The 19,053-nt window shown below is 51.8% G+C and carries 20 protein-coding genes and 1 tRNA gene; 11 read left to right on the top strand and 10 right to left on the bottom strand.

The features are described from left to right. Positions 1-328: 328 nt before the first annotated feature. From NFR55_RS08970 to NFR55_RS08960, 3 genes are all read left to right on the top strand, one after another. Positions 329-4,015, top strand: a complete 3,687-nt coding sequence (locus NFR55_RS08970) for an Ig-like domain-containing protein (RefSeq protein ID WP_251548412.1) — start codon at positions 329-331, stop codon at positions 4,013-4,015. Positions 4,016-4,205: 190 nt separating this feature from the next. Next, on the top strand, positions 4,206-6,722 hold the full coding sequence (locus NFR55_RS08965) for an alpha-L-rhamnosidase (protein ID WP_251548411.1): 2,517 nt from the start codon (positions 4,206-4,208) through the stop codon (positions 6,720-6,722). A 42-nt stretch (positions 6,723-6,764) separates the two neighbouring features. Continuing rightward, positions 6,765-7,685, top strand: a complete 921-nt coding sequence (locus NFR55_RS08960; RefSeq protein ID WP_251548410.1) for a diacylglycerol/lipid kinase family protein — start codon at positions 6,765-6,767, stop codon at positions 7,683-7,685. A 1-nt stretch (position 7,686) separates the two neighbouring features. Here NFR55_RS08960 and NFR55_RS08955 read toward each other — a convergent pair whose 3' ends face one another. From NFR55_RS08955 to NFR55_RS08945, 3 genes are all read right to left on the bottom strand, one after another. Then, positions 7,687-8,253 carry a hypothetical protein gene (locus tag NFR55_RS08955; protein ID WP_251548409.1) on the bottom strand — a complete coding sequence of 189 codons (567 nt, stop codon included), beginning with the start codon at positions 8,251-8,253 and terminating at the stop codon, positions 7,687-7,689. Between the two features lie 110 nt (positions 8,254-8,363). Further along, positions 8,364-8,624, bottom strand: a complete 261-nt coding sequence (locus NFR55_RS08950) for a hypothetical protein (protein WP_251548408.1) — start codon at positions 8,622-8,624, stop codon at positions 8,364-8,366. A 103-nt stretch (positions 8,625-8,727) separates the two neighbouring features. Then, the gene (locus NFR55_RS08945; RefSeq protein WP_251548407.1) at positions 8,728-8,895 is read right to left on the bottom strand and encodes a hypothetical protein; all 168 of its coding nucleotides are present in this window, start codon (positions 8,893-8,895) and stop codon (positions 8,728-8,730) included. Positions 8,896-8,979: 84 nt separating this feature from the next. Here NFR55_RS08945 and NFR55_RS08940 point away from each other — a divergent pair, with 84 nt between their 5' ends. The 4 genes from NFR55_RS08940 (at position 8,980) to NFR55_RS08925 (ending at position 12,572) form a co-directional block, all read left to right on the top strand. Then, on the top strand, positions 8,980-9,567 hold the full coding sequence (locus NFR55_RS08940; RefSeq protein ID WP_251548406.1) for a regulatory protein RecX: 588 nt from the start codon (positions 8,980-8,982) through the stop codon (positions 9,565-9,567). Beyond that, positions 9,560-10,477: a P1 family peptidase gene (locus tag NFR55_RS08935; RefSeq protein WP_251548405.1), complete on the top strand. Its 918-nt coding sequence runs from the start codon at positions 9,560-9,562 to the stop codon at positions 10,475-10,477. Before NFR55_RS08940 ends, NFR55_RS08935 begins: the two co-directional genes overlap by 8 nt. Positions 10,478-10,481: 4 nt before the next feature. Beyond that, positions 10,482-10,841 (top strand): holo-ACP synthase, encoded by a 360-nt coding sequence (acpS, locus tag NFR55_RS08930; RefSeq protein WP_251548404.1) that lies wholly within the window; start codon positions 10,482-10,484, stop codon positions 10,839-10,841. Positions 10,842-11,120: 279 nt separating this feature from the next. Then, positions 11,121-12,572 (top strand): NAD(P)H-hydrate dehydratase, encoded by a 1,452-nt coding sequence (locus NFR55_RS08925; protein ID WP_251548403.1) that lies wholly within the window; start codon positions 11,121-11,123, stop codon positions 12,570-12,572. Positions 12,573-12,577: 5 nt separating this feature from the next. Here NFR55_RS08925 and NFR55_RS08920 read toward each other — a convergent pair whose 3' ends face one another. The 3 genes from NFR55_RS08920 to dinB all read right to left on the bottom strand — a co-directional run bounded on the left by NFR55_RS08920 (position 12,578) and on the right by dinB (position 14,650). Continuing rightward, on the bottom strand, positions 12,578-12,931 hold the full coding sequence (locus tag NFR55_RS08920; RefSeq protein ID WP_251548402.1) for a type II toxin-antitoxin system PemK/MazF family toxin: 354 nt from the start codon (positions 12,929-12,931) through the stop codon (positions 12,578-12,580). 11 nt (positions 12,932-12,942) lie between these two features. Next, the gene (locus NFR55_RS08915) at positions 12,943-13,146 is read right to left on the bottom strand and encodes a hypothetical protein (protein ID WP_251548401.1); all 204 of its coding nucleotides are present in this window, start codon (positions 13,144-13,146) and stop codon (positions 12,943-12,945) included. 265 nt (positions 13,147-13,411) lie between these two features. Continuing rightward, positions 13,412-14,650: a DNA polymerase IV gene (gene dinB / locus NFR55_RS08910; protein WP_251548400.1), complete on the bottom strand. Its 1,239-nt coding sequence runs from the start codon at positions 14,648-14,650 to the stop codon at positions 13,412-13,414. Between the two features lie 198 nt (positions 14,651-14,848). On the opposite strand from dinB, the gene NFR55_RS08905 reads away from it, so the two are divergent. Genes NFR55_RS08905 through NFR55_RS08895 form a run of 3 tightly spaced genes read left to right on the top strand, consistent with a single transcriptional unit; the run spans position 14,849 to position 16,953 of the window. Further along, a complete protein-coding gene (locus NFR55_RS08905; protein ID WP_251548399.1) occupies positions 14,849-15,955 on the top strand; it encodes an aldo/keto reductase in 1,107 nt (368 codons plus the stop codon). Position 15,956: 1 nt separating this feature from the next. Then, positions 15,957-16,544: a hypothetical protein gene (locus tag NFR55_RS08900; protein ID WP_251548398.1), complete on the top strand. Its 588-nt coding sequence runs from the start codon at positions 15,957-15,959 to the stop codon at positions 16,542-16,544. 1 nt (position 16,545) lies between these two features. Then, entirely contained in the window at positions 16,546-16,953 is a 408-nt protein-coding gene (locus NFR55_RS08895; protein ID WP_251548397.1) for a DUF1893 domain-containing protein, read from the top strand. Between the two features lie 13 nt (positions 16,954-16,966). On the opposite strand, the gene NFR55_RS08890 is transcribed toward NFR55_RS08895, so the two are convergent. The 4 genes from NFR55_RS08890 to NFR55_RS08875 form a co-directional block, all read right to left on the bottom strand. Next, a tRNA-Arg gene (locus NFR55_RS08890) sits at positions 16,967-17,043 on the bottom strand. A gap of 316 nt (positions 17,044-17,359) precedes the next feature. After that, positions 17,360-17,575, bottom strand: coding sequence for a helix-turn-helix domain-containing protein (locus NFR55_RS08885; protein ID WP_251548396.1), 216 nt, complete (start codon positions 17,573-17,575; stop codon positions 17,360-17,362). 7 nt (positions 17,576-17,582) lie between these two features. After that, positions 17,583-17,732: a hypothetical protein gene (locus NFR55_RS08880; RefSeq protein ID WP_251548395.1), complete on the bottom strand. Its 150-nt coding sequence runs from the start codon at positions 17,730-17,732 to the stop codon at positions 17,583-17,585. 70 nt (positions 17,733-17,802) lie between these two features. After that, positions 17,803-18,249, bottom strand: coding sequence for a helix-turn-helix domain-containing protein (locus NFR55_RS08875; RefSeq protein WP_251548394.1), 447 nt, complete (start codon positions 18,247-18,249; stop codon positions 17,803-17,805). A gap of 235 nt (positions 18,250-18,484) precedes the next feature. Between NFR55_RS08875 and NFR55_RS08870 the strand changes: the two genes are divergently transcribed. Continuing rightward, on the top strand, positions 18,485-18,634 hold the full coding sequence (locus tag NFR55_RS08870; RefSeq protein ID WP_251548393.1) for a hypothetical protein: 150 nt from the start codon (positions 18,485-18,487) through the stop codon (positions 18,632-18,634). The last annotated feature ends 419 nt before the right edge of the window (positions 18,635-19,053 follow it).

The following is a 19,053-nucleotide window of genomic DNA, read 5'->3' as shown; positions in this document are numbered from 1 at the left end:
GAGCGACTTTACCGTGTCATTGCGAGGAGGGCGAAGCCCGACGAAGCAATCCCAAACATGAGAAAGTAACATTACATGTACCATGCAGGAGATTGCCACGGGCATAAATGCCCTCGCAATGACGAGGATACGCTTGCCCCCCCGCGTCATTGCGAGCGACTTTACCGCGTTATTGCGAGCGACTTTACCGTGTCATTGCGAGGAGGGCGAAGCCCGACGAAGCAATCCCAAACATGAGGAACGCAACCCATTAACAAATATCACCGAGTTTCACCGCAGGGGCGAGCCTTACGGAAACTAATAAAAAAATTTCTTTTAGGAGGAAGTTATGAGTAAAACAAAAACAATGCGAATTGCCGTAATTGCGGCAATCATGAGCCTTATGTTGGCTTTGTCGGCATGGGTGGCGTTATTGCCCGCTCATGCGGCGGAAGAGCCGACTCAAGAGGAAAATACTTTCACATTGGGTAAAGTATCTAATTTCGACAACGGAGTGCATGTTGCAATGAACCCGTTTGTTTATGTTGCGGGTACCGAAAGAGAAACTCCTTTGGCCGGGGAAGTAGGCAAAGAAAAGGTAACTATTGTATCGCCTGACGGAAGCAAGAGTACGGAAGCTACGAATTTTAGATACGAAGGCAATAACAAATCACTCAAAATATATTTTTTAGATACCGGCGCGGCAGGCACCGAAGGCTTTGTAGATAGGTCTTGGGCAAGAGGGAGCGGCTTAGAAAAAGGCACAAAACTTACGTTAAGCAGCGGTATTTCGGCTAACGGCGTTGTAGGGTTTACCGTTCAGCATTTGCCTAACGGCGACGAAGATACAGCGGCAAATAATGCGGCATATGCTGCCGCCGAGAAAAAGACTTATACGCTTAACGAAAGCGTAACTTACACTTACTTAGGCGGCGGGGCTTGGTATGTAGGCGATGAACAAAAGTTCGAGGTGGAAAGCGTAAGGGCGCAAAACCAAATGTTCGTAAAACTCAATCCGTTTGCGCATGCGGGAGCACCCAACTCGGGCGAAACGGGAATAACCAACAACGCGGCAATGAAAGAGTATATCGTGTTTAAGGACTCTTCGGGCGCAGACGTGGCGTGGAGAAGCGGCGTTGCCGACCCCATCAGAACCGAGGCGGAGAGCGGCGGCTTAAAGCTGTATTTTGACGAAAATGCGGTAAACTCTGTGGAGCGCGGCGCAAGCGTAACCGTAAAAGCGGGCTTCCACTATGTGGATTATAACGGCTTGCTTTACACGGTAGGCGACCGAGACGTTACTTTTATTTACGACGGAAAGGGAACGTGGAACACGCCCGTATACACCGAAAACGTAGCAATAACTAACAAGACGGATATCCAAAAACTTTGCGTAAATCAAAGGATAAAGATAAAAACCGAAATAGACGACAACGCGTTCGAAGCTCCCCCCACGTATTCGTCGAGCAATACCGCTGTTGCGACGGTTACCGAAAGCGGATATATCACCGGTGTGTCAGAGGGCACTGTCACCATAAAGGTGCAATACGCTCAAGCCGCAGATGAGGTTACCGTAACGGTGGGCGCAACTCCCGCAATCACGGGTCATGCTCTCGAAAAAATAGAAGACAGTTTCGGCGTTGTAAAAGTAGACGGCGAGTATATGCTGAGAGCGTACGTAAACGAAGAATTAAATCTTTTTGAAACTCCCAGCGGAAATCTCAGAGAAATCGTAAGCAGATACGTTTACGAAAACGGACTTTTGTGTAGCAAAACCGAAAAGGTAAAAAAAGCCAACGTAGCCATGTCGGTTGAAGATTTCGATAAAGCCGAGAAATCTCCGATTATATTTACTAAGGCGGGTAAAACTTCGCTTAAAGTTAAAAGAGTGCTAAATGCAGGTACTGAAACCGAGCAAACTTTTTACGCGGATTTGCCCGTAATGGTATATGAAACCGAAACGGTGGAAGCGATAAGCGCGGCGAGAGTGAACAAATGGGATAACGCGCTCATGCTGTATTTTGCCGACGTTGTGGGCGGACCCGAAAGCAACTTTGTGAAAGTGCTCGATTACACAGCGAGCACGTATACGACAAGCGGCGCCATAAAAGAACTCGGCAATATTACGAAATATCAACTCCACGAAAATATGGCGGTGTTGCGCGTGCCCGCTCTTATGGGCGAAAAGACCTATAAGTTGAGCACTATAGGTCATTCGCGCGAAAAGCAGTGCTTGCTGTATTTCAACGGATTTAACGCTACCGAAATGAATAAACTCGAGATTGGCGCGGTTTTGGAATTACGCGAAAATTTCCGTTTTTATCACTCCCAAGACGGCGGCTGGGTGGCAAAGTATAAATTCTCCCAACCTCTCAAATTCGTATGGACGGGAAGCGAATGGAAAAATTACGTAAGCGATACCACCGACTTTACGCCCGCATACGAAACGCTTACCGTTCCGCAGTATTCGTATTTCGCGCCCGAGGTGACTCTCGCTCCTCCCGGTTCGTATATAAAAGTTCAATACGCTTCCGCAAGTCCCGAAATTGTCGAGGTTAAAGACGGAAAGCTGCTTGCCAAAGCCGCGGGCAGTGCGGAAATAACCGCGTATATAGTAAGCGCAACCGAACAAGGCGCGAAGAAATTCACCGTAACGGTAGAGGAAGCGCAACCCACGGGCGTGGAGCTTTCCAACAACCGCACTTTCTACGTGGCGGAGGGCGAAAAGCTGGATATAACCAAAGTGCGCGGCAAATTCATATGCGGCACGGGCAGCGACGGCAAGACCTATTACGGCGAGGACATAGAGCTTACCGAAGAAAACACGCAGTTCACCATGCCCACCGCAACGGGAACGCACAGCGTTGAAGTAACGGTAACGGTTACCGTAGGCGGCAAAGAGCTTAGTGCCAAAGTTAACGTAAACGTAGACGTGCAACCCAACCGCGAAGTAATAATTGCCAACTTTGCGCTTTGGGCAAACCAAAAGAACACGGTGGGCGTATACTTTAACGGCACTTTCGGCAACATGGCAAACGTACACATGAAAGCTCTTACCGAGGAGCAGAAAGCCACGGTTGTGAACTTTATAGAATTCGAGCGCGGCGGAGTGAAAGGCGCGGTGCTCAATTCGGGCGACCACGCTCCCAGCTATCTCACCCACATTTTGGTTGCTTCGTTCACTTTCGGCGGCTCGCAAATTCAAGGCTTTGAAACGGGCGACGTTATCACTCTTAAAAAAGGACTTACGTTCTATCAGTGGTTCGGCTCGAAAGACGCTCAAAACGTGCCCGTAGGCGAGGGCGACTACGTAAAAGTGGGCGAGCTTAAGCACGATATAAAGATTAAGTACAACGGAGATAAATTCAGTTGGCACATAGACCCCGTATCGGGCGCGGTTAAAGAAGAAACGGTAACCGTGGGCTTGGGCAAAACCCATGCTTCCAACGTGGAAATCACTCCCGTATACGCCACGCACGGCGAGTGGTATTTCACCGTTGCGGATAGCGCTATCGCCAAAGTGAGCACGTCGGGACTAATCAGCGGTCTTAAAATAGGCAGCACCAAAGTTACCGCCACGCTCAAAGACGTTGACGGAAAGGTGATAGACGAGGCGGAGTTCACCGTTGTGGTTGCGGACGTGGAAAAGGAAATCAAAATTACGTCCGAAAAACCCGTGAATATTGCGCTCGGCGCAGAACTCGACGTTGCCGCGCTTGTGGAGAATTTCGGACTCAAAGGCGTTGTGATTATGGCTTCGGGCGCGGAAGGCGAGGCGGTAGACCTCACCAAAGCTCGCGTAACCGGTTACGACCCCGAGAAGAACGGCGAGCAAACACTCACGTTCCGCGTATCGGTAAACGGCGTATCCGTTTCGGGCACGTTTGTGATTACGGTAGGCGACGGCGGCGGTAACGGCGACGGAGAAGAGGGTTGCGGTTGCGGCTCGAGCGTAGCGGGAGTTGCTTCGCTTGCTTTCGGTGCGGCGATACTCGCTGTTGCGCTCGCAATTACAATGCGCAGGAAAAAGGCATAGAAACGGTACAAGCTCCATGCGGGAGATTGCCGCGGGCATAAATGCCCTCGCAATACTCGCTACGCTCGTGGCGTTCGCGCTACGCGCTCGGCTGAGGACAACGTGAGGCATAATGATTTACCTGTCATTGCGAGGAGGGCAAAGCCCGACGAAGCAATCCCGAGCATGAGAAAGGCGTATAAGAGGCATCATGGAAATTTACGATTTGAGGACGGAGGGCGAGCGCGAGCCGCTGGGTATCGACTCGCCCGAGCCCGCCTTTTCTTGGAAACTGCGGGGCGAGAACGGAACGTTTCAGCACGATTACCGCATTTGCGTGGCTTCGCGCGAGGAACTTTTGATTGCGGATAAGCCCGATATGTGGGACAGCGGCAAAATAAATTCTTCTCGCACTTTGTGCGTGCGCTACGGCGGAAAGCCGCTTGCCGACCGCACCGAATATTTTTGGCGCGCGGAGTGCAACGGCATAAAGTCGGCGGTAACCAAATTCGAAACGGCGTATCTCGGCGTTGCAATGAAGAGCGCGGGTTGGATAGGCATGCCGCTTGCGTATCACGGTTGCACCGACGTTGTGCGACTGGATTTTGCGACGAAGCAAAAGCCCGTGCGGGCGCGGCTGTATCTCGCCGCCCTCGGTTGTTACAGACTTTATCTTAACGGAAAGGAAATTTCAAACTCGTTTTTCGACGGCGCGATATCGGTATATTCCCGCCGAGTGTTTTACCGCGCCTACGCGCTCGATATAGCCGAGGGCGACAACGCGCTTTGCGTGGAGCTCGGCTACGGGTTTTACGGCGCGAAAAAGTGCAAAGCCGAGCTGTGGCTCACCTACGCCGACGGCAGGGAGGAAATGTATCCCACCGTTGCGGGCAGGGTGTGGAACGTAACGCGCGGCAGAGTTACGGGAAACAGCATTTACGGCGGCGAAATTTTCGACGGCAGGATATCTCAAAACATATTTTCGGAAAAAGCGAAGCCCGACACGGCGCGTTTCGTGTCGGCGTATTATGTGGACGCGCCCGCGGGCAAACTCGTTTCGTGCCCCGTGCCGCCCATGAAAATTACGTATTCGTTTTCTCCCGCAAGCGTAAAAAAACTTGCGGGCGGAACGGTTGCGGTAGACGCGGGCAAGAACGTGTGCGGGCGATTGAAAATATCGGTTAAGGGCGAACGCGGCTCCAAAGCGTGCGTGCGCTACGCCGAGGTGCTCGACTCCGAGGGGCGGATAGGCCGCGCCAATTTGCGCACTGCCGAAAACCGCGATTTATACATACTCTCGGGCGAGGGCGAAGAAACTTACGCGCCTTGCTTTACCTACCACGGGTTCAGATACGCCGAAATAGAGTGCGAGGGCGGCGCGGAAATAACGGCGGTGAGCGTGGAGCACATGCGAACCGCGTTAGATAAGTGCGGCGAATTCGGGTCTTGCGATAAAACGCTCGAAAAGTTGCACGATATGGCTTTTCTCACCGAGTCCAACAACTTAAACGGAGTTTTTACCGACTGCCCGCAACGCGACGAGCGGCTCGGCTGGCTCAACGATATGGCTTCGCGCATATACGAAGCGATTTGCAATTTCGATTTGAGCAAGTTTTTGCCCAATTTCGTGGATATGATTACCGAATCGCAAGACGAGAGCGGAGCTTTCGGCGACACCGTTCCTTTTTCGGTGGGGTCGGCGGTTGCCGACGGCATAGACGCCTATCCCGTGCTCGGCTGGCTTGCGTACGAATTTTACGGCGACGAGCGCGTGCTCGAGCGCAACTACGAGGGATTTTGCCGTTGGAACGACAGGCTCGCCGAGTTCGAGCGCGACGGCATAATGGAGTGGGGAATATACGGCGACTGGTGCCCCGCGTTCGAGTTTTCCGCGGGCGGCGACGGAACTCATTCGGCGCAGGTTTCGGAGAAATTCATGGCGGGCGCGAGCTACATTTGGAACATATCGCTCACCGCTCAAATCGCCGAGGCAATAGGCAAAACCGCCGATGCCGAAAAGTGGCGCAACAAACGCGCCGCGCTTAAAAAGGCGTTTTTCGGAAAATATCTTGATAGAGAAAGCGGAGCGCTCGGAAACGGTTCGCAAACCGAGTGCGCCATAGCGATTACGGTGTTTCCCGAGGAGAAAGAACTTTGCAAAAAGTGGGCGGAGCGAGCTGCGCAAGACTTAATCTCGCGCGGGTATCACACCACTTGCGGAAATCTCGGATACCGCCATTTGTTTTACAGGCTTGCCGAAGCCGGATACGCCGATACTTTATACAAAACGCTTGTAAATCCCGAGTATCCCGGTTGGGGGTACATGCTCGAAAAGGGCGCAACCACGGTGTGGGAGCGATGGGAGGCGAACGTGGGCACCGATATGCACTCGTTCAATCACCCTATGTTTGCGGCTTACGACGGCTTTTTGTACAACTACGTGGCGGGAATACGCACCGAGGAGTGTTCGGGCGCGTTTTCCGAAATAGCGATAGAGCCTTGTTTTGCGTGCGGCGTAAGCTCCGCCTCGGCTTCGCTCGATACGGTGCGCGGCAAAATTTCGTCGGCTTGGAAGCGGGAAGGCAATCGCGTTTCGTTGCATATCGGCACTCCCGCGAACACTAAGTGCACGGTTAGGGCGCACGGCAAAACGCTTCGTTGCGGCGAACTTTGCTCACAAGACGAGCTTAGGCTCGATAACGGCGAATTCGATATAATAATAGAATAAAATTTTGTTTACTTTGCGCCGCTTCGGGTGTATAATATGGTTATGAAATGTTTGTTTGCCTACAATCCTATAAGCGGCAAAGGAAAAGCGGCGAAGCGAGCGGGCAAGATAGCGGCGAAACTTTCCGAAAGGTTCGGCGAGGTTTCCGTTCGCGCCACGACTCGAGCGGGCGAACTTAAAGATATTGCCGCCGAGGCTTGCGGCAAATACGATTTGTTGGTTTTCGCGGGCGGCGACGGTTCGTTTAACGAGGTTGTGAACGGGCTTGCCGAGAGAGAAAACCGACCCGCGCTCGGCTACATTCCCACGGGCACGGTAAACGATATAGCGCGAAGCGCGGGCATACCGCGCTCTATAGGCGGCGCACTCAAAAACATTTTGCGCGGCGAGCCTCGCGAACTCGACGTAATGAAAGTAAACGACTCGTTCGTTATGTACGTAGCCTGTTGCGGCGGTCTTACGGGGTGTTCGTACAGTGCGCCGCAGAGCGGGAAGCGGGCGTTCGGCAAAATGGCTTACGCGGCGGAGATAATAAAAAACGACCTTGTGTTCGACGAATACGAGGTGGAATTTTCGAGCGGCGACAAGAGCGAAGACGCGAGCGCGGTAATGGTGATGATTATGAACGGCAGGAGCGTTGCGAGCATGCGGGTAAATCCCGGCGGCGTGCTCGACGACGGAGAGGCCGAGGTTTTGGTTATAAAAGGGTATCCTCGCGAAAACGAGTCGGAACACAGCAAGCACAGAAGGTATCTTTTTTCGGCTCTAAAAGTTTTTACTCGGGGATACAAGCGGCTCAGTAAGAGCGGCAACGTGTTTTCTTATAAGGGCGGCGAGTTCGAGGTGCGCGTGCCCGATAACACGGTTTGGAATTTCGACGGAGAAAAGGGCGAGAGCGGCTCGGTTTCGGTGCGCGTTCTCAACAAACATATTAAAATGATATTGCCGATAAGCGGAAAATAAGCTATTCGGCGGGCGGAGTGCCCCAAAGTATTTCGCCGCCCGAAAACGCCGCGGCGTAAGGCTTTCCGAACAGCGACGCGAGAGTGGGGACGTATCCGAAGTCGACGTCCGCGCCGCACTTTGCTATGCCTATCACGGCGTCGCACCGCGGCGCGATTTTTTGCCAATTCTTAGCGAGCAGTAAGTCGGTGTCTACGAGTAGTCCCGCGTCGAACCGCTTAAGGCGCAGTATCTTTATGGTATCGCCCTCGCAGTACGGCTCTGCGGAAAGATTGAGCGTGCGGTCGGCTATGTCGGCGAGTCTGCCGGAGGCGAAAGTCATTACCGATACGTGCCGCATTGAGCCGAAGCGGGTAAGGCAACCGCATAACAGCGGGTAGTCGCACGATTCGGACAGGGCGGCGACCGAGGCGGCGAACGCCGTTATGCCCGATATTTCGCCCTCGAGTTTTACCTCGCGCAGCAGCGGTTCCGCCACGAGTACCGCGTCGAGCCCGCTCTCGGGCAGTTTTTCGCCGAGCGAATTCGCCACGCCTATCTTGCCTACCGATATATCCACAACTTTCATACTCCATGATATGACTATTGCGCCGCTGTGTTACTTTTATGCAAAAAGAGCCGAGCGGCAAAGTTCCGTTCGGCTTTTTTTGTTCGGGTTTAATATGTTTGTTTTTTTTCTTATTTTCCGCAGCGGCAGTCTTTTACGAATTCGCAAAGGCACTCTTTGCTCTTGCGGCAGCTCTCCAGCTTTTCGGAGCAGTCACAGCCCTCTCCGCAAAGGCAGGAATACTCTTTTTCGAGCTCGTTGAGTTCGCCGAGAATATCTTCGGCTATTTCCGCGTCGGTAAGACGAACGCTTTCTCTCGCTTCACGGGTGCAACCGCACTCGCAGTCGCTGCCCGTTTTGCAACCTTTCTTCTTGAAAAAATCGAATTTCATGTTTTGTTCTCCTTGATTTGTTTGTTGTTTTCAGTTTGAGATTGCCACGCTCGTAAACTCGCTCGCAATGACATTGCGGCGGCGGGTTTGCTCGCATGACCGTTTAGTCGTTTTTGAGTTCTTCGCTCGAGATGCCGAGGCGCAAACGGGACTGATTTGCGGCTTCGCCCAACAGTTCGCGCAACTTGTCGCTTCCGCATTCGCAGGCGTAGTTGCAACACTTTTTGTAAACGAGTTTTTCTTTTTCGCGTACTTTGCTTGCTTGTATCATGTTTTTCTCCTTCCCGATATCGTTATCGGATATTTTTAGGTTGCGCGGGTTGATTATTTTTTATACTTGGTGTATAATACCGATATGGTAATAACCGATATCAAACCCCAACAAAAGAGCAAAAGCCGCGTGAGCGTGTTTGTAGACGGCGAGTTTTTTTGCGGACTCGAAAAGATTACCGTGCTCGAGCGCAGGCTCAAAATCGGCGACGAAATAGACCCCGACGAATTGACAAAGGCGGTGCGCGAAAGCGAGTGCACCGCGGCGTTCGAAAAAGCCGCCAACTATTTGGGGGCGCGACCGCGCACGAAAAATGAGATACGCGTATATCTTGCGGGCAAGGGCTATTCGGACGAGGTTGTAATTTCTGCCGTTGATAAACTTTGCGAATACGGCTACGTAGACGACGCCGAATATTGCAGGCAGTACGTTTCGGCATACAGCCGCAAATTCGGCTCGCGCAGAATAGAAGCCGACCTAAAGAGCAAGGGCGTGGATTTCAATCTAATAGAGGACGCGCTCGAGGAGTTGGGGGAGCAGAGCGACGAAATCAGGCGCATAGCCGAAAAGTATCTTTGCTCGCACGAATACAACGAACGCAAGCTCATTGCCTACTTACTCGGCAAAGGCTTTGATTACGACCAAATAAAGGAGGGATTGAAAAATGAATAAATTCACACCCGAAATACTTTTGCCCGAGGGCGTAAGCGTAGGGCATGCCGACAACAGCGTAACGGGTTGCACGGCGATAATCTGCGAGGGCGGCGCGGTTGCGGGCGCGGACGTGCGCGGCGGTGCGCCGGGCACTCGCGAAACTGACCTTTTGCACAACGAAAAGGCAATGGAAAAGATAAACGCCGTAGTGCTTTCGGGCGGCAGTGCTTACGGGCTCGAAGCCTCTTGCGGAGTAATGCGCTACTTGCGCGATAAGGGCGAGGGGTTTGCAATCGGCGATAAGGTTGTGCCCATAGTTTGCTCGGCTGTGCTATACGACCTGAACTCGCCCGACTACAACTATCCCGATACCGCTATGGGCATGCTCGCCGCACAAAACGCCGCGACCGAAAACATACCTTTCGGCAAGGTGGGCGCGGGCACGGGCGCAACGGTGGGCAAGATACGCGGGCAAGAGTTTTCGTCGGCGGGCGGCATAGGCGCGGCAACGGTGGGCACGCCCGAGCTGTTTGTAACCGCGATTGTTGCGGTGAACGCGCTCGGCGACGTGGTGGACTACAAGACCAACGAAATTCTCGCGGGAGCGCACGACAACGCGGGCGGTTTTCTCGATACCGAGGGTTGCGTTCTTTCGGGCAATTTCGCTAGGCTCATGTACGGCAACACCACTATAGGGTGCATTGTAACCAACGCCGCGCTCACCAAAGTGCAAGCCAACAAACTCGCCTCCGTTGCGCACAACGGACTCGCCCGCAGTATAAGACCGGTGCACACCGACCATGACGGCGACACGTTGTTTGCGTTATCCAAAGGCGCGGCAAAGTGCGAGTTTGCAATGCTCGGAGTTATGGCTGTGGAGGCGGTGAGCAAGGCGGTTGAAAGCGCGGTGCTTTTCCGCCAAGTTTAACGGTATGATAGGAACGGATATAATAGAGATAGAGCGGGTGCGCAAGTCGGCGGAAAACGAGTCGTTTTCGGCGGGCGCGTTCACCGCGGCGGAGCGCGAATATTACGAGTCGCACGGCAAAAGGGCGGAAACGCTTGCGGGCATGTTCTGCGCGAAAGAGGCGGTTGCAAAGGCTCTCGGGTGCGGTTTTCGCGGCTTTCGCCCCTGCCACGTGGAAATAATGCATGACTCGCTCGGTGCGCCGCGTGCGCGACTCATAGGAAAGGCGGCGGAACTTTTCCCCAACGCGCAAATAGAAATTTCGATTTCGCACTGCGCGGAGTATGCCACCGCCGTAGCAATTGTAAACGCGAGAAAGGTATAGCAACCGTGACGGCTACACTCCCCATGTCATTGCGAGGCGTGAAAAGCCGAAGCAATCCCCTGCATGAGAACATTTATCCCGTCATTGCGAGCGAGCAACGCGAGCGTGGCAATCCCCTGCATGAGAAAGGGAAAGTAACCGTACTTGCTCCATGCCCGAGATTGCCGCGGGTGCAAGCACCCTCGCAATGACACGTTTGGTTATCCCGTCATTGCGAGCGAGCAACGCGAGCGTGGCAATCCCCTGCATGAGAAATCCAAAAAAACGGAGGAACGCAATATGGAAGTGCTCACCGTAAAAGAAGTGAAAGAGGCGGAAGCCCGCGCCGTTGCCGCGGGGCTTAGCGAAGATATTCTTATAGAAAACGCGGCGGCGGCTCTAAAAGAAGCGGTGCTTTCGCTCACCGAGCCGCGCGATAAAATTTGCGTGCTGTGCGGCGGCGGCAACAACGGAGCGGACGGCTTGAGTCTTGCCCGCATGCTGTATTTGGCGGGCAAAAAAGTTACCGTTGTGCTCACGGCGCAAAATTTCGGCGCGGCGGCAAAGGCTCGGCTGTCGGCTTGCCGTGCGCTCGGCGTGCCCGAACTTCCCGCGGCGGAGTTTAAGCCGAACGATTACGTTTTAACGGTAGACGCCATGCTCGGCACGGGTTGCAATCGTCCGCTCGAGGGGACGGTGCTCGAAATCGCGCAAAAGCTCAATGACTGCGAGGTTTTCGTACTCTCGGTAGATATCCCGTCGGGTCTTAACGCCGACACGGGCGAAACCGAGTTTGCGGTTATCGCAAACCAAACTCTCACGTTTTCGTGCGTGAAAGCGGGGCACATAATAGGCGAGGGGCGCAACTACACGGGCAATCTCGTAGTTGCCGATATCGGCATACGCGGCGAGGGCAAAATAAAAGCGGTGCTCGGCGACGGTCTTGCCCTTCCCGAGCGCAAAGCGGTGAGCCACAAATACAACTACGGCAGAGTGCGCGTTGTGGCGGGCTCGCCCGAAATGATAGGCGCGGCGCTGCTCGCGCACGAAAGCGCGGTTGCCGCCCTAAAGAGCGGGGCGGGGCTCAGTGTGCTGTGCGTTCCCGAGTCGCTCAAGGCGGCGTATCAGTCGCGGGTAAAAGAAGAAACTTTGTGTTTCCTGCCCGACCGCAACGGCAAAATAATTTTCGACGAGTCCGCGATAAATTCGCTTTTCGTCAAAACGGGCGCGATACTGATAGGTCCGGGCATGGGCGAAAATCCCGAGCTTATAAAAATAATAGAGTATGTAAAAAACAATTTTTCGGGCACGCTCGTGCTCGACGCCGACGCGCTCAACGCCGTTGCTCAAAACGCGGATATTCTCAAAAAACACAAAGCGAATATAATCCTCACGCCGCACATGGGCGAGTTCGAGCGGCTTGTTAAAAACGCGCCGCCGTCGGATATGCCTTCGATAGCCTACAGGGTAAAAGAACTTGCGGCACGGCTCGGCGTTGTTATAGCGGCAAAGAGCGCGACAACCGTTATATCCGACGGAAAAGAGGTGTATCTCAATACAACGGGCACGCCCGCGCTCGCAAAGGGCGGGAGCGGCGACGTTCTCGGCGGCATGATAGCCGCGTTTTCCTGCCGCATGCCGCCGCTAAACGCCGCGGTGCTCGGGTGCTATCATTTCGGCAAGTGCGCGGAGGTAGCCGAAAGGATATACGGCGCGGAGAGTCTGCTCGCAAGCAACGTAATAATTAAGTAAGTAAATCAGTAATTTTCGGCAAAACCGAGCGAAATCAGTATGGCTTTGTCCACCCGCCGCTGGGTTTCTCGGTCGAGCGCGCCCACCTTTTCGCGCAGTCGGCGTTTGTCGAGGGTGCGGAGCTGTTCGAGCAGTATCACCGAGTCTTTTTGCAGTCCGAACTGCCCTTTCACAACCTCTATGTGCGTGGGCAGTTTGGCTTTTGTGAGCTGACTCGTGATTGCTCCCGCTATTATGGTGGGCGAGTACCTGTTGCCCACGTTATTTTGAATTATAAGTACGGGGCGCACGCCGCCTTGCTCGCTGCCCACTACCGGACTTAAGTCCGCATAAAATATATCGCCGCGCCGAATTTCCAAAACGTCGCTCCTCATTTGTTACTTATTTCGAGGTTGATATCGCCCACTTCGCGGTAACCGTCTTTTACCTCGTCCTGTTCCATAATATGCGGGTCTATGGCAAAGCGGTCCAATATTTGGGTGATGAAACTTTCGATGTTTACGTCCATTTTTCTCGAAGCCTCCTCAAGTATTTCGTTTAATTCGTCGTTTATTTCTATCTGATAAACTTTCATGAGTTTTTCCGCCTTTTGTATGTTCTAAACGTATTATGTCACGCTTCGACAAAAAAATACGCGCACAACGTAAATTTGTACGCGTATTTTTACGGGTTTACAGTGTGGGATTGCCACGTCGCTCACTGCGTTCGCTCGCAATACTCGCCTACGGCTCGTGGCGTTCGCGCACTGTGTGCGCTCGGCTAAGGACGAGGAGGGAGGGGCTACTTGTCATTGCGAGGAGGGCTTTGCCCGACGCGGCAATCTCCTGCATGAGAAATGTTCACCTCTTGAACGGCAAAAAGTCCTCGTCGTCGTTTTTGTCGTATATAAAATCCGTGCCGGGAATGCCCGCCCTGAATATTGCGTCTTCGCCGTATTTGGCGCGAATGGAGTCTATCGCCTTTTCGAGCGCCTCGCTCTTGTCGGCTTTTTCGCCGCCGAACATATCGAGCTGTACGGCAGCGGTGCGGTCTATATCGTATACGCTCACCGTTATGGTGCGCAGAGCCACGTTCTCGTGCCAACTCTCGTGCAATAGAGCGAACGCCGCGGCGCGAATATCCGCGCTCGCGCAGGTGGAGCGGGGGAGTTTCTTGCTTCGCGTTATGTGCTTTAGGTCGTAACTTCTAAGTCCCAAACACACGCCGCCGCCGCGCAGTCCGCCTTTTCGCATGCGATACGCCACTTTGTCGGCAAGATAGGTGATAAGCGCTTCGGCTTCCGAGTATTCGTATAGGTCGCGCGTGGCGGTCATGCCGTGCCCCACCGATTTTTCTTCGCGGCGGTCAACGTATTCGCGCACCGGCTCGGAGTCGTTGCCGTTCGCGCTCGCGTGCAGTTTTTCGCCCACTATGCCGAAATGCGATTTGAGCATGTTTACGTCGGCGGCGGCAAGGTCGCCCACCGTGTAAATATTGAGCTTATTGAGCTTGGCGGCGGTGCGCTTGCCCACCATCAGCATTTCGGATACCGGCAGTTCCCACAGCACCCGCTTGTAGTTGGTGCGCATAACCACCGTGGTTGCGTCGGGCTTTCGCAGGTCGCTCGCCATTTTGGCAAACACCTTGTTAAAACTCACGCCCGCGCTCAAAGTAAGTCCCGTTTCGGCTTTAACCGTTTCGCGTATCCTGTCCGCCATCTGCTTGCCCGTGCCGAATATGCGGGTGGAGGCGGTAACGTCGAGCCAGCATTCGTCGGGCCCGAACGGCTCGACTTGACTGGTAAAGCGGGTGTAAATATCGAACACCTGCTTGGAGTAGCGCATATATTCCGAAAAGTGCGGCGGAACGCACTTTAAGTCGGGTTGCTTTTGCTTGGCTTGCCAAATTGTATCGCCCGTTTTTATGCCGCTGCGTTTGGCTATTTCGTTCTTTGCCAAAATAACCCCGTGCCGCTGTTCGGGATTGCCCGCAACGGCGAGCGGAATATTCTTCCACTCGGGGTGAGTCACGCACTCCACCGACGCGTAAAAATTGTTGAGGTCGCAGTGCAGTATAAGTCTGTCGCTCGATTTGGTCACGATTATATTATAACACAGTGTAACGAAAATTTCAACGTAGCCGAGCATAACTCGGGCGCATAAATAATAATGTTTTTAAGTATTTGACATAACGGCGTCGAAATAGTAAAATAGAATAAGAAGAAAACGGCATACGCGCCATACTCAAAGCAAGCATTTTAAGACTGTGAAAAAACAAACGGGAAAGGTGAATTGAAAATGTTCGAAGAAGTAAAAAAGAAGTTGGGGTTCGGCTGTATGCGCCTGCCTATGCGCGGAGACGAGGTGGACTACGAGCAATTTAATAAGATGACCGACGATTTTATAAACGCGGGCTTCAATTATTTCGACACCGCGCACGGCTACATTCAGGGCAAGAGCGAAACGGCTATAAGGGACTGCCTTGTAAAGAGATATCCGCGCGAGAGTTACATACTTACGAACAAACTCACGGGCGACTATTTCCAAACCGAAGAAGAAGTGCGCCCCTTCTTTGAAAAACAGCTCGAAATTTGCGGCGTGGATTATTTCGATTTTTATCTCATGCACACGCAGACCAAAAATTTGTTTGCGAAGTTCAAGCGTTGCCGCGCCTACGAGCAGGCGTTGGAATTCAAAAAAGAGGGCAAGATAAAGCACTTGGGAATTTCTTTCCACGATACGGCAGAGGTTTTGGAACAAATACTCACCGAGTATCCGCAGATAGAAACGGTGCAAATTCAGCTCAACTACGTAGACTACGAAGACCCCGCCGTGCAGTCGCGCAAGTGCTTGGAGGTGTGCAACAAGTTTAACAAGCCGATAATAGTGATGGAGCCCGTAAAGGGCGGCAACCTCGTAAATCTTCCCGAGGGCGCGAAAGGGTATTTCGAAGAGCTCGGCGGCATGAGTTCGGCGAGCTACGCCATACGTTTCGCCGCGGGTTGCGAGGGCGTGTTCATGGTGCTTTCGGGCATGAGCGACACCGCGCAAATGCAAGACAATCTTTCGTACATGAAGGATTTCAAGCCGCTGAACGAAAAGGAAATGCAAGCGGTGGTAAAGGTGTGCGCGGCGTTCAAAGGCATGAACATAATTCAGTGCACGGCTTGCCGCTACTGCACCGACGGCTGCCCCAAAAAGATATCCATACCCGATTTGTTTGCGTGCTCCAACGCCAAAAACATATACCACGATTGGAACGCCGACTACTACAAAGACATATACAGCGAGTCGGGCGGAAAGGCGTCGGACTGCATAAGTTGCGGCAAATGCGAAAAATCCTGCCCGCAACATTTGCCCATACGCGAACTGTTGAAAAAAGTTGCCGAGGAGTTTGAAAACTGACGTGAACGAGAGTATTTTGGAAAACGCATTGAGCCGAAAGAACTTTTCGGAACGCGCGAAATTTACGGTAAAGAGTATTGTTGCATTGGGGATAGTTGCGCTCGCGCTGCTGTTGCCGCAAGTCGTGCATATCGCGGCGGGGCGGTCGGGCGGCGTGACGTGGTTGCCCATGTATTTGCCCGTGTTGCTCGGCGGTTGCGTTTTGGGCGTTGCGTGGGGCGCGGGCATTGCAACGCTTGCGCCCGTAGTGAGTTTTTTGCTCACTCTTGCGGTCGGCAATCCCATGCCCGCCGCGGAACGGCTTCCGTTTATCGTTACGGAACTTGCCGTAATCGCCGCGGTTGCGGGTCTGTTCTCCAAAAATATAGTTAAAAACGGTTGGGCGGCTTTTCCCGCCGCGGCGCTCGCGTTCGTAGCGGGCAGAGCTTCGTTTTTGCTGTGCGCGGCTGTGTTCGGCTCGGGTACGCAATTCGCGCTCCCCGCGGTTTGGGCGCAGATAAAAGCGGGAATTTACGGCGTTGTCGCGCAAATCGTGCTCGTGCCCGTTGCGGTTACGGTTATTCGTTACCTACTGCAAAGAGAAAAATAGCATGACCGACTTGCAAACCGCTAAGTTTAATCTTGCGGGGCACACCATATGCCTTTGCAAAAACGGCGCGTGTATCTCAAGCGATAAAAGAGGTATCGCGCCCATGATGGACTTTATGGCGAGCGGCTTAAATCTTGCGGGCTACTCGGTTGCCGATATCGTGGTGGGCAAGGCGGCGGCGTTGCTCTTTGCGAAAAGCGGAATAAAAAGCGTATATGCCAAAACTCTGTCTCGAAGCGGCAAAAAAATACTCGAACTGTATGGAATAAAGTACGAGTACGAAACGCTTACCGAAAGAATAATAAACCGCTCGGGCACCGATATATGCCCCATGGAAAAGGCGGTGTCCGCAACAAACGACCCCCTCGAAGCATACGACCTACTGAAAAAGGCGATTAAATCTTTATGATTTAATCGCCTTTTGGCGCGCCGTGAGGAGTTCGAATCCCCAACCTTCGGTTCCGTAGACCGACGCTCTATCCAGTTGAGCTAACAGCGCACATTCCGCCGCAATTTGTTTACGGCTTATATATTATATAATAGTCGTCGCGAAATGTCAAACGCTTTGCGCAAGTTTTGGAGATTGAATTATATTATTTTGTATAGTTATTCTCTTTTACACGTCATTGCGAGCGAGCAACGCGAGCGCGGCAATCTCTTACATGGAACTTGTACGGTTATTGTTGTTTCCTCATGCGGGGGATTGCTTCGCTCGTTTCACTTGCTCGCAATGACTCGAAAAATCCTAAAGTTCGCTCGCAATTACGGTGAGCGAACCGATATAATTGCAATGACCGGAAACGTAACGTGGTATATTATATCAATTCGGAAATGCCGAATAAGTAATCGAGAGAGCCTTGCAATTTGATTGCCAGTTTCAATACTTGAAAAACTTTGGGGCAGGTCGTTCTTTGTTGCCAGTCGTAGACCGAACTGTTGCCGAAATCGCAAAGACGGGCTACTTGATAATTATTGTAGCCGCGCAGGTCGCGCAAATGTTCGTACCGTTCGTAAAATGTGGTGTTTTGCAAACAATAGTTAAACTCTTTTTTGCAGGATAAACCGAACATGTAATTTATAGACGATTTGCTTATTATGGCGGTTTGTATTATCTTTTGCGGGCAGGGAAGATATAAGCCCTTTTTCGGAAAAATAGTTTAACGCGTCAAGTATTTCGATATCTTCCATTCGTCACCTCTTGCGTATATTATGATATAAAAAACATGCTTGCAAAAACGAGATGACGAAAACGAGAGAGTTAACTTGCGGAACGCCCGAGAAGGTATTCCAAACTGCAATGGAAAAAATCGGCGAGTTTCAGCAAAGAGATTGTTGTGGGAAAACTTTTGATGTTCTTCCACTTGGAAATCGCGCTGTCGCGAATATTGAGTTTATTGGAAACGAAATAATCGCTGTAACCCGCGTTATCGCGTAAGCGCGAATATCTTTGATAAAACGTATCGTTTGATAAAACTTTTTCAAATTCTTTTTCGTCGGTAAGTCCGAACAAATAATCTGCCGATACGTTGAAAACATTCGTAATTTTAATAAGAGTTTGGGGGTCGGGCAAATACATATTGTAAAACCAGCGGCGAATTGCGGCTTTATCGCAGTTTGCCGTTTCCGCTAATTTGTTAACGCCCATTTGCGCATCTTCCATAAGTTCGGAAAGCGTTTCCGAAAATGCCTGTATTTTACTTTCCATACGTCATCACTCGATATTATTATGCCGTTTTACGAATTAAAAGGACAAAAAGGTGACGAAAAGAAGGTATCGACAATCAAAGTTATTATTCGACACAATTCGACAGTGCATTTACTTGTAGATGACGAAAAGAAGATATATAATAAAATTGTCGAATGACGAAAACGAGAATAGGGGAACAAAATGACTAAAGATAAAGCGGGAGCGGCAAGGTCGGAAATCAAATAGCAAAATTATGGAAATTCCTTTATCTAAGGAAGAAACGAAAGCCATGAAAGACGAGCGGGTTGAAGCGGTTGATTATTCGTTATATTTTTATAATTCGAGACATAAAATGATGTTCGAGTTAAAGGCGGCTAAGTGGTTGCGGCTTTCTCATGTATGAGATTGCCGCGTCGTCCGGCGGACTCCTCGCAATGACGGGGTAGAGAAGTGGCGGCTGAGATTGGGCTGCTCGCTGCGTGCGCTCGGTTGAGTACAACATGCGGCATAATATTTCAACCCTGTCATTGCGAGCGAGCAACGCGAGCAGCCCAATCTCTTACATGGAACTTGTACAGTTATTGTTGTTTTCTCATGCGGGGGATTGCTTCGCTCGTTTCACTCGCTCGCAATGACTCGGAAAATCCTAAAGTTCGCTCGCAATGACTCGGAAAATTCTAAAGTTCGCTCGCAATTACGGTGAAACGAAAATTATAATTGTGAATGACGTTAACTGCAAATGTGATTTGTTAATCACGGATAACAAATTGTTTGACAACTTTTTGCTTTTGTGATATACTCAAAGCGCAATACAGCCATACT

This window comes from Pumilibacter intestinalis, from assembly GCF_943193005.1.
Classification (GTDB): Bacteria; Bacillota; Clostridia; order Christensenellales; family Pumilibacteraceae; genus Pumilibacter; species Pumilibacter intestinalis.
Note: the sequence above shows the minus strand (reverse complement) of the source record. Positions and strands in the feature narration are given on the sequence as shown.

What these genes read in the sequence shown, in the direction of transcription:
- NFR55_RS08960 (WP_251548410.1), top strand. Translation starts at nt 6,765, where the DNA reads ATGAAATGTTTGTTTGCCTACAATCCTATAAGCGGCAAAGGAAAAGCG.
- NFR55_RS08870 (WP_251548393.1), top strand. Translation starts at nt 18,485, where the DNA reads ATGGAAATTCCTTTATCTAAGGAAGAAACGAAAGCCATGAAAGACGAG.
- NFR55_RS08945 (WP_251548407.1), bottom strand. Translation starts at nt 8,895, where the DNA reads ATGATACAAGCAAGCAAAGTACGCGAAAAAGAAAAACTCGTTTACAAA.
- NFR55_RS08925 (WP_251548403.1), top strand. Translation starts at nt 11,121, where the DNA reads ATGGAAGTGCTCACCGTAAAAGAAGTGAAAGAGGCGGAAGCCCGCGCC.
- NFR55_RS08935 (WP_251548405.1), top strand. Translation starts at nt 9,560, where the DNA reads ATGAATAAATTCACACCCGAAATACTTTTGCCCGAGGGCGTAAGCGTA.
- NFR55_RS08880 (WP_251548395.1), bottom strand. Translation starts at nt 17,732, where the DNA reads ATGGAAGATATCGAAATACTTGACGCGTTAAACTATTTTTCCGAAAAA.
- acpS (WP_251548404.1), top strand. Translation starts at nt 10,482, where the DNA reads ATGATAGGAACGGATATAATAGAGATAGAGCGGGTGCGCAAGTCGGCG.
- NFR55_RS08895 (WP_251548397.1), top strand. Translation starts at nt 16,546, where the DNA reads ATGACCGACTTGCAAACCGCTAAGTTTAATCTTGCGGGGCACACCATA.
- NFR55_RS08970 (WP_251548412.1), top strand. Translation starts at nt 329, where the DNA reads ATGAGTAAAACAAAAACAATGCGAATTGCCGTAATTGCGGCAATCATG.
- NFR55_RS08875 (WP_251548394.1), bottom strand. Translation starts at nt 18,249, where the DNA reads ATGGAAAGTAAAATACAGGCATTTTCGGAAACGCTTTCCGAACTTATG.
- NFR55_RS08965 (WP_251548411.1), top strand. Translation starts at nt 4,206, where the DNA reads ATGGAAATTTACGATTTGAGGACGGAGGGCGAGCGCGAGCCGCTGGGT.
- NFR55_RS08955 (WP_251548409.1), bottom strand. Translation starts at nt 8,253, where the DNA reads ATGAAAGTTGTGGATATATCGGTAGGCAAGATAGGCGTGGCGAATTCG.
- NFR55_RS08905 (WP_251548399.1), top strand. Translation starts at nt 14,849, where the DNA reads ATGTTCGAAGAAGTAAAAAAGAAGTTGGGGTTCGGCTGTATGCGCCTG.
- NFR55_RS08950 (WP_251548408.1), bottom strand. Translation starts at nt 8,624, where the DNA reads ATGAAATTCGATTTTTTCAAGAAGAAAGGTTGCAAAACGGGCAGCGAC.
- NFR55_RS08940 (WP_251548406.1), top strand. Translation starts at nt 8,980, where the DNA reads ATGGTAATAACCGATATCAAACCCCAACAAAAGAGCAAAAGCCGCGTG.
- NFR55_RS08915 (WP_251548401.1), bottom strand. Translation starts at nt 13,146, where the DNA reads ATGAAAGTTTATCAGATAGAAATAAACGACGAATTAAACGAAATACTT.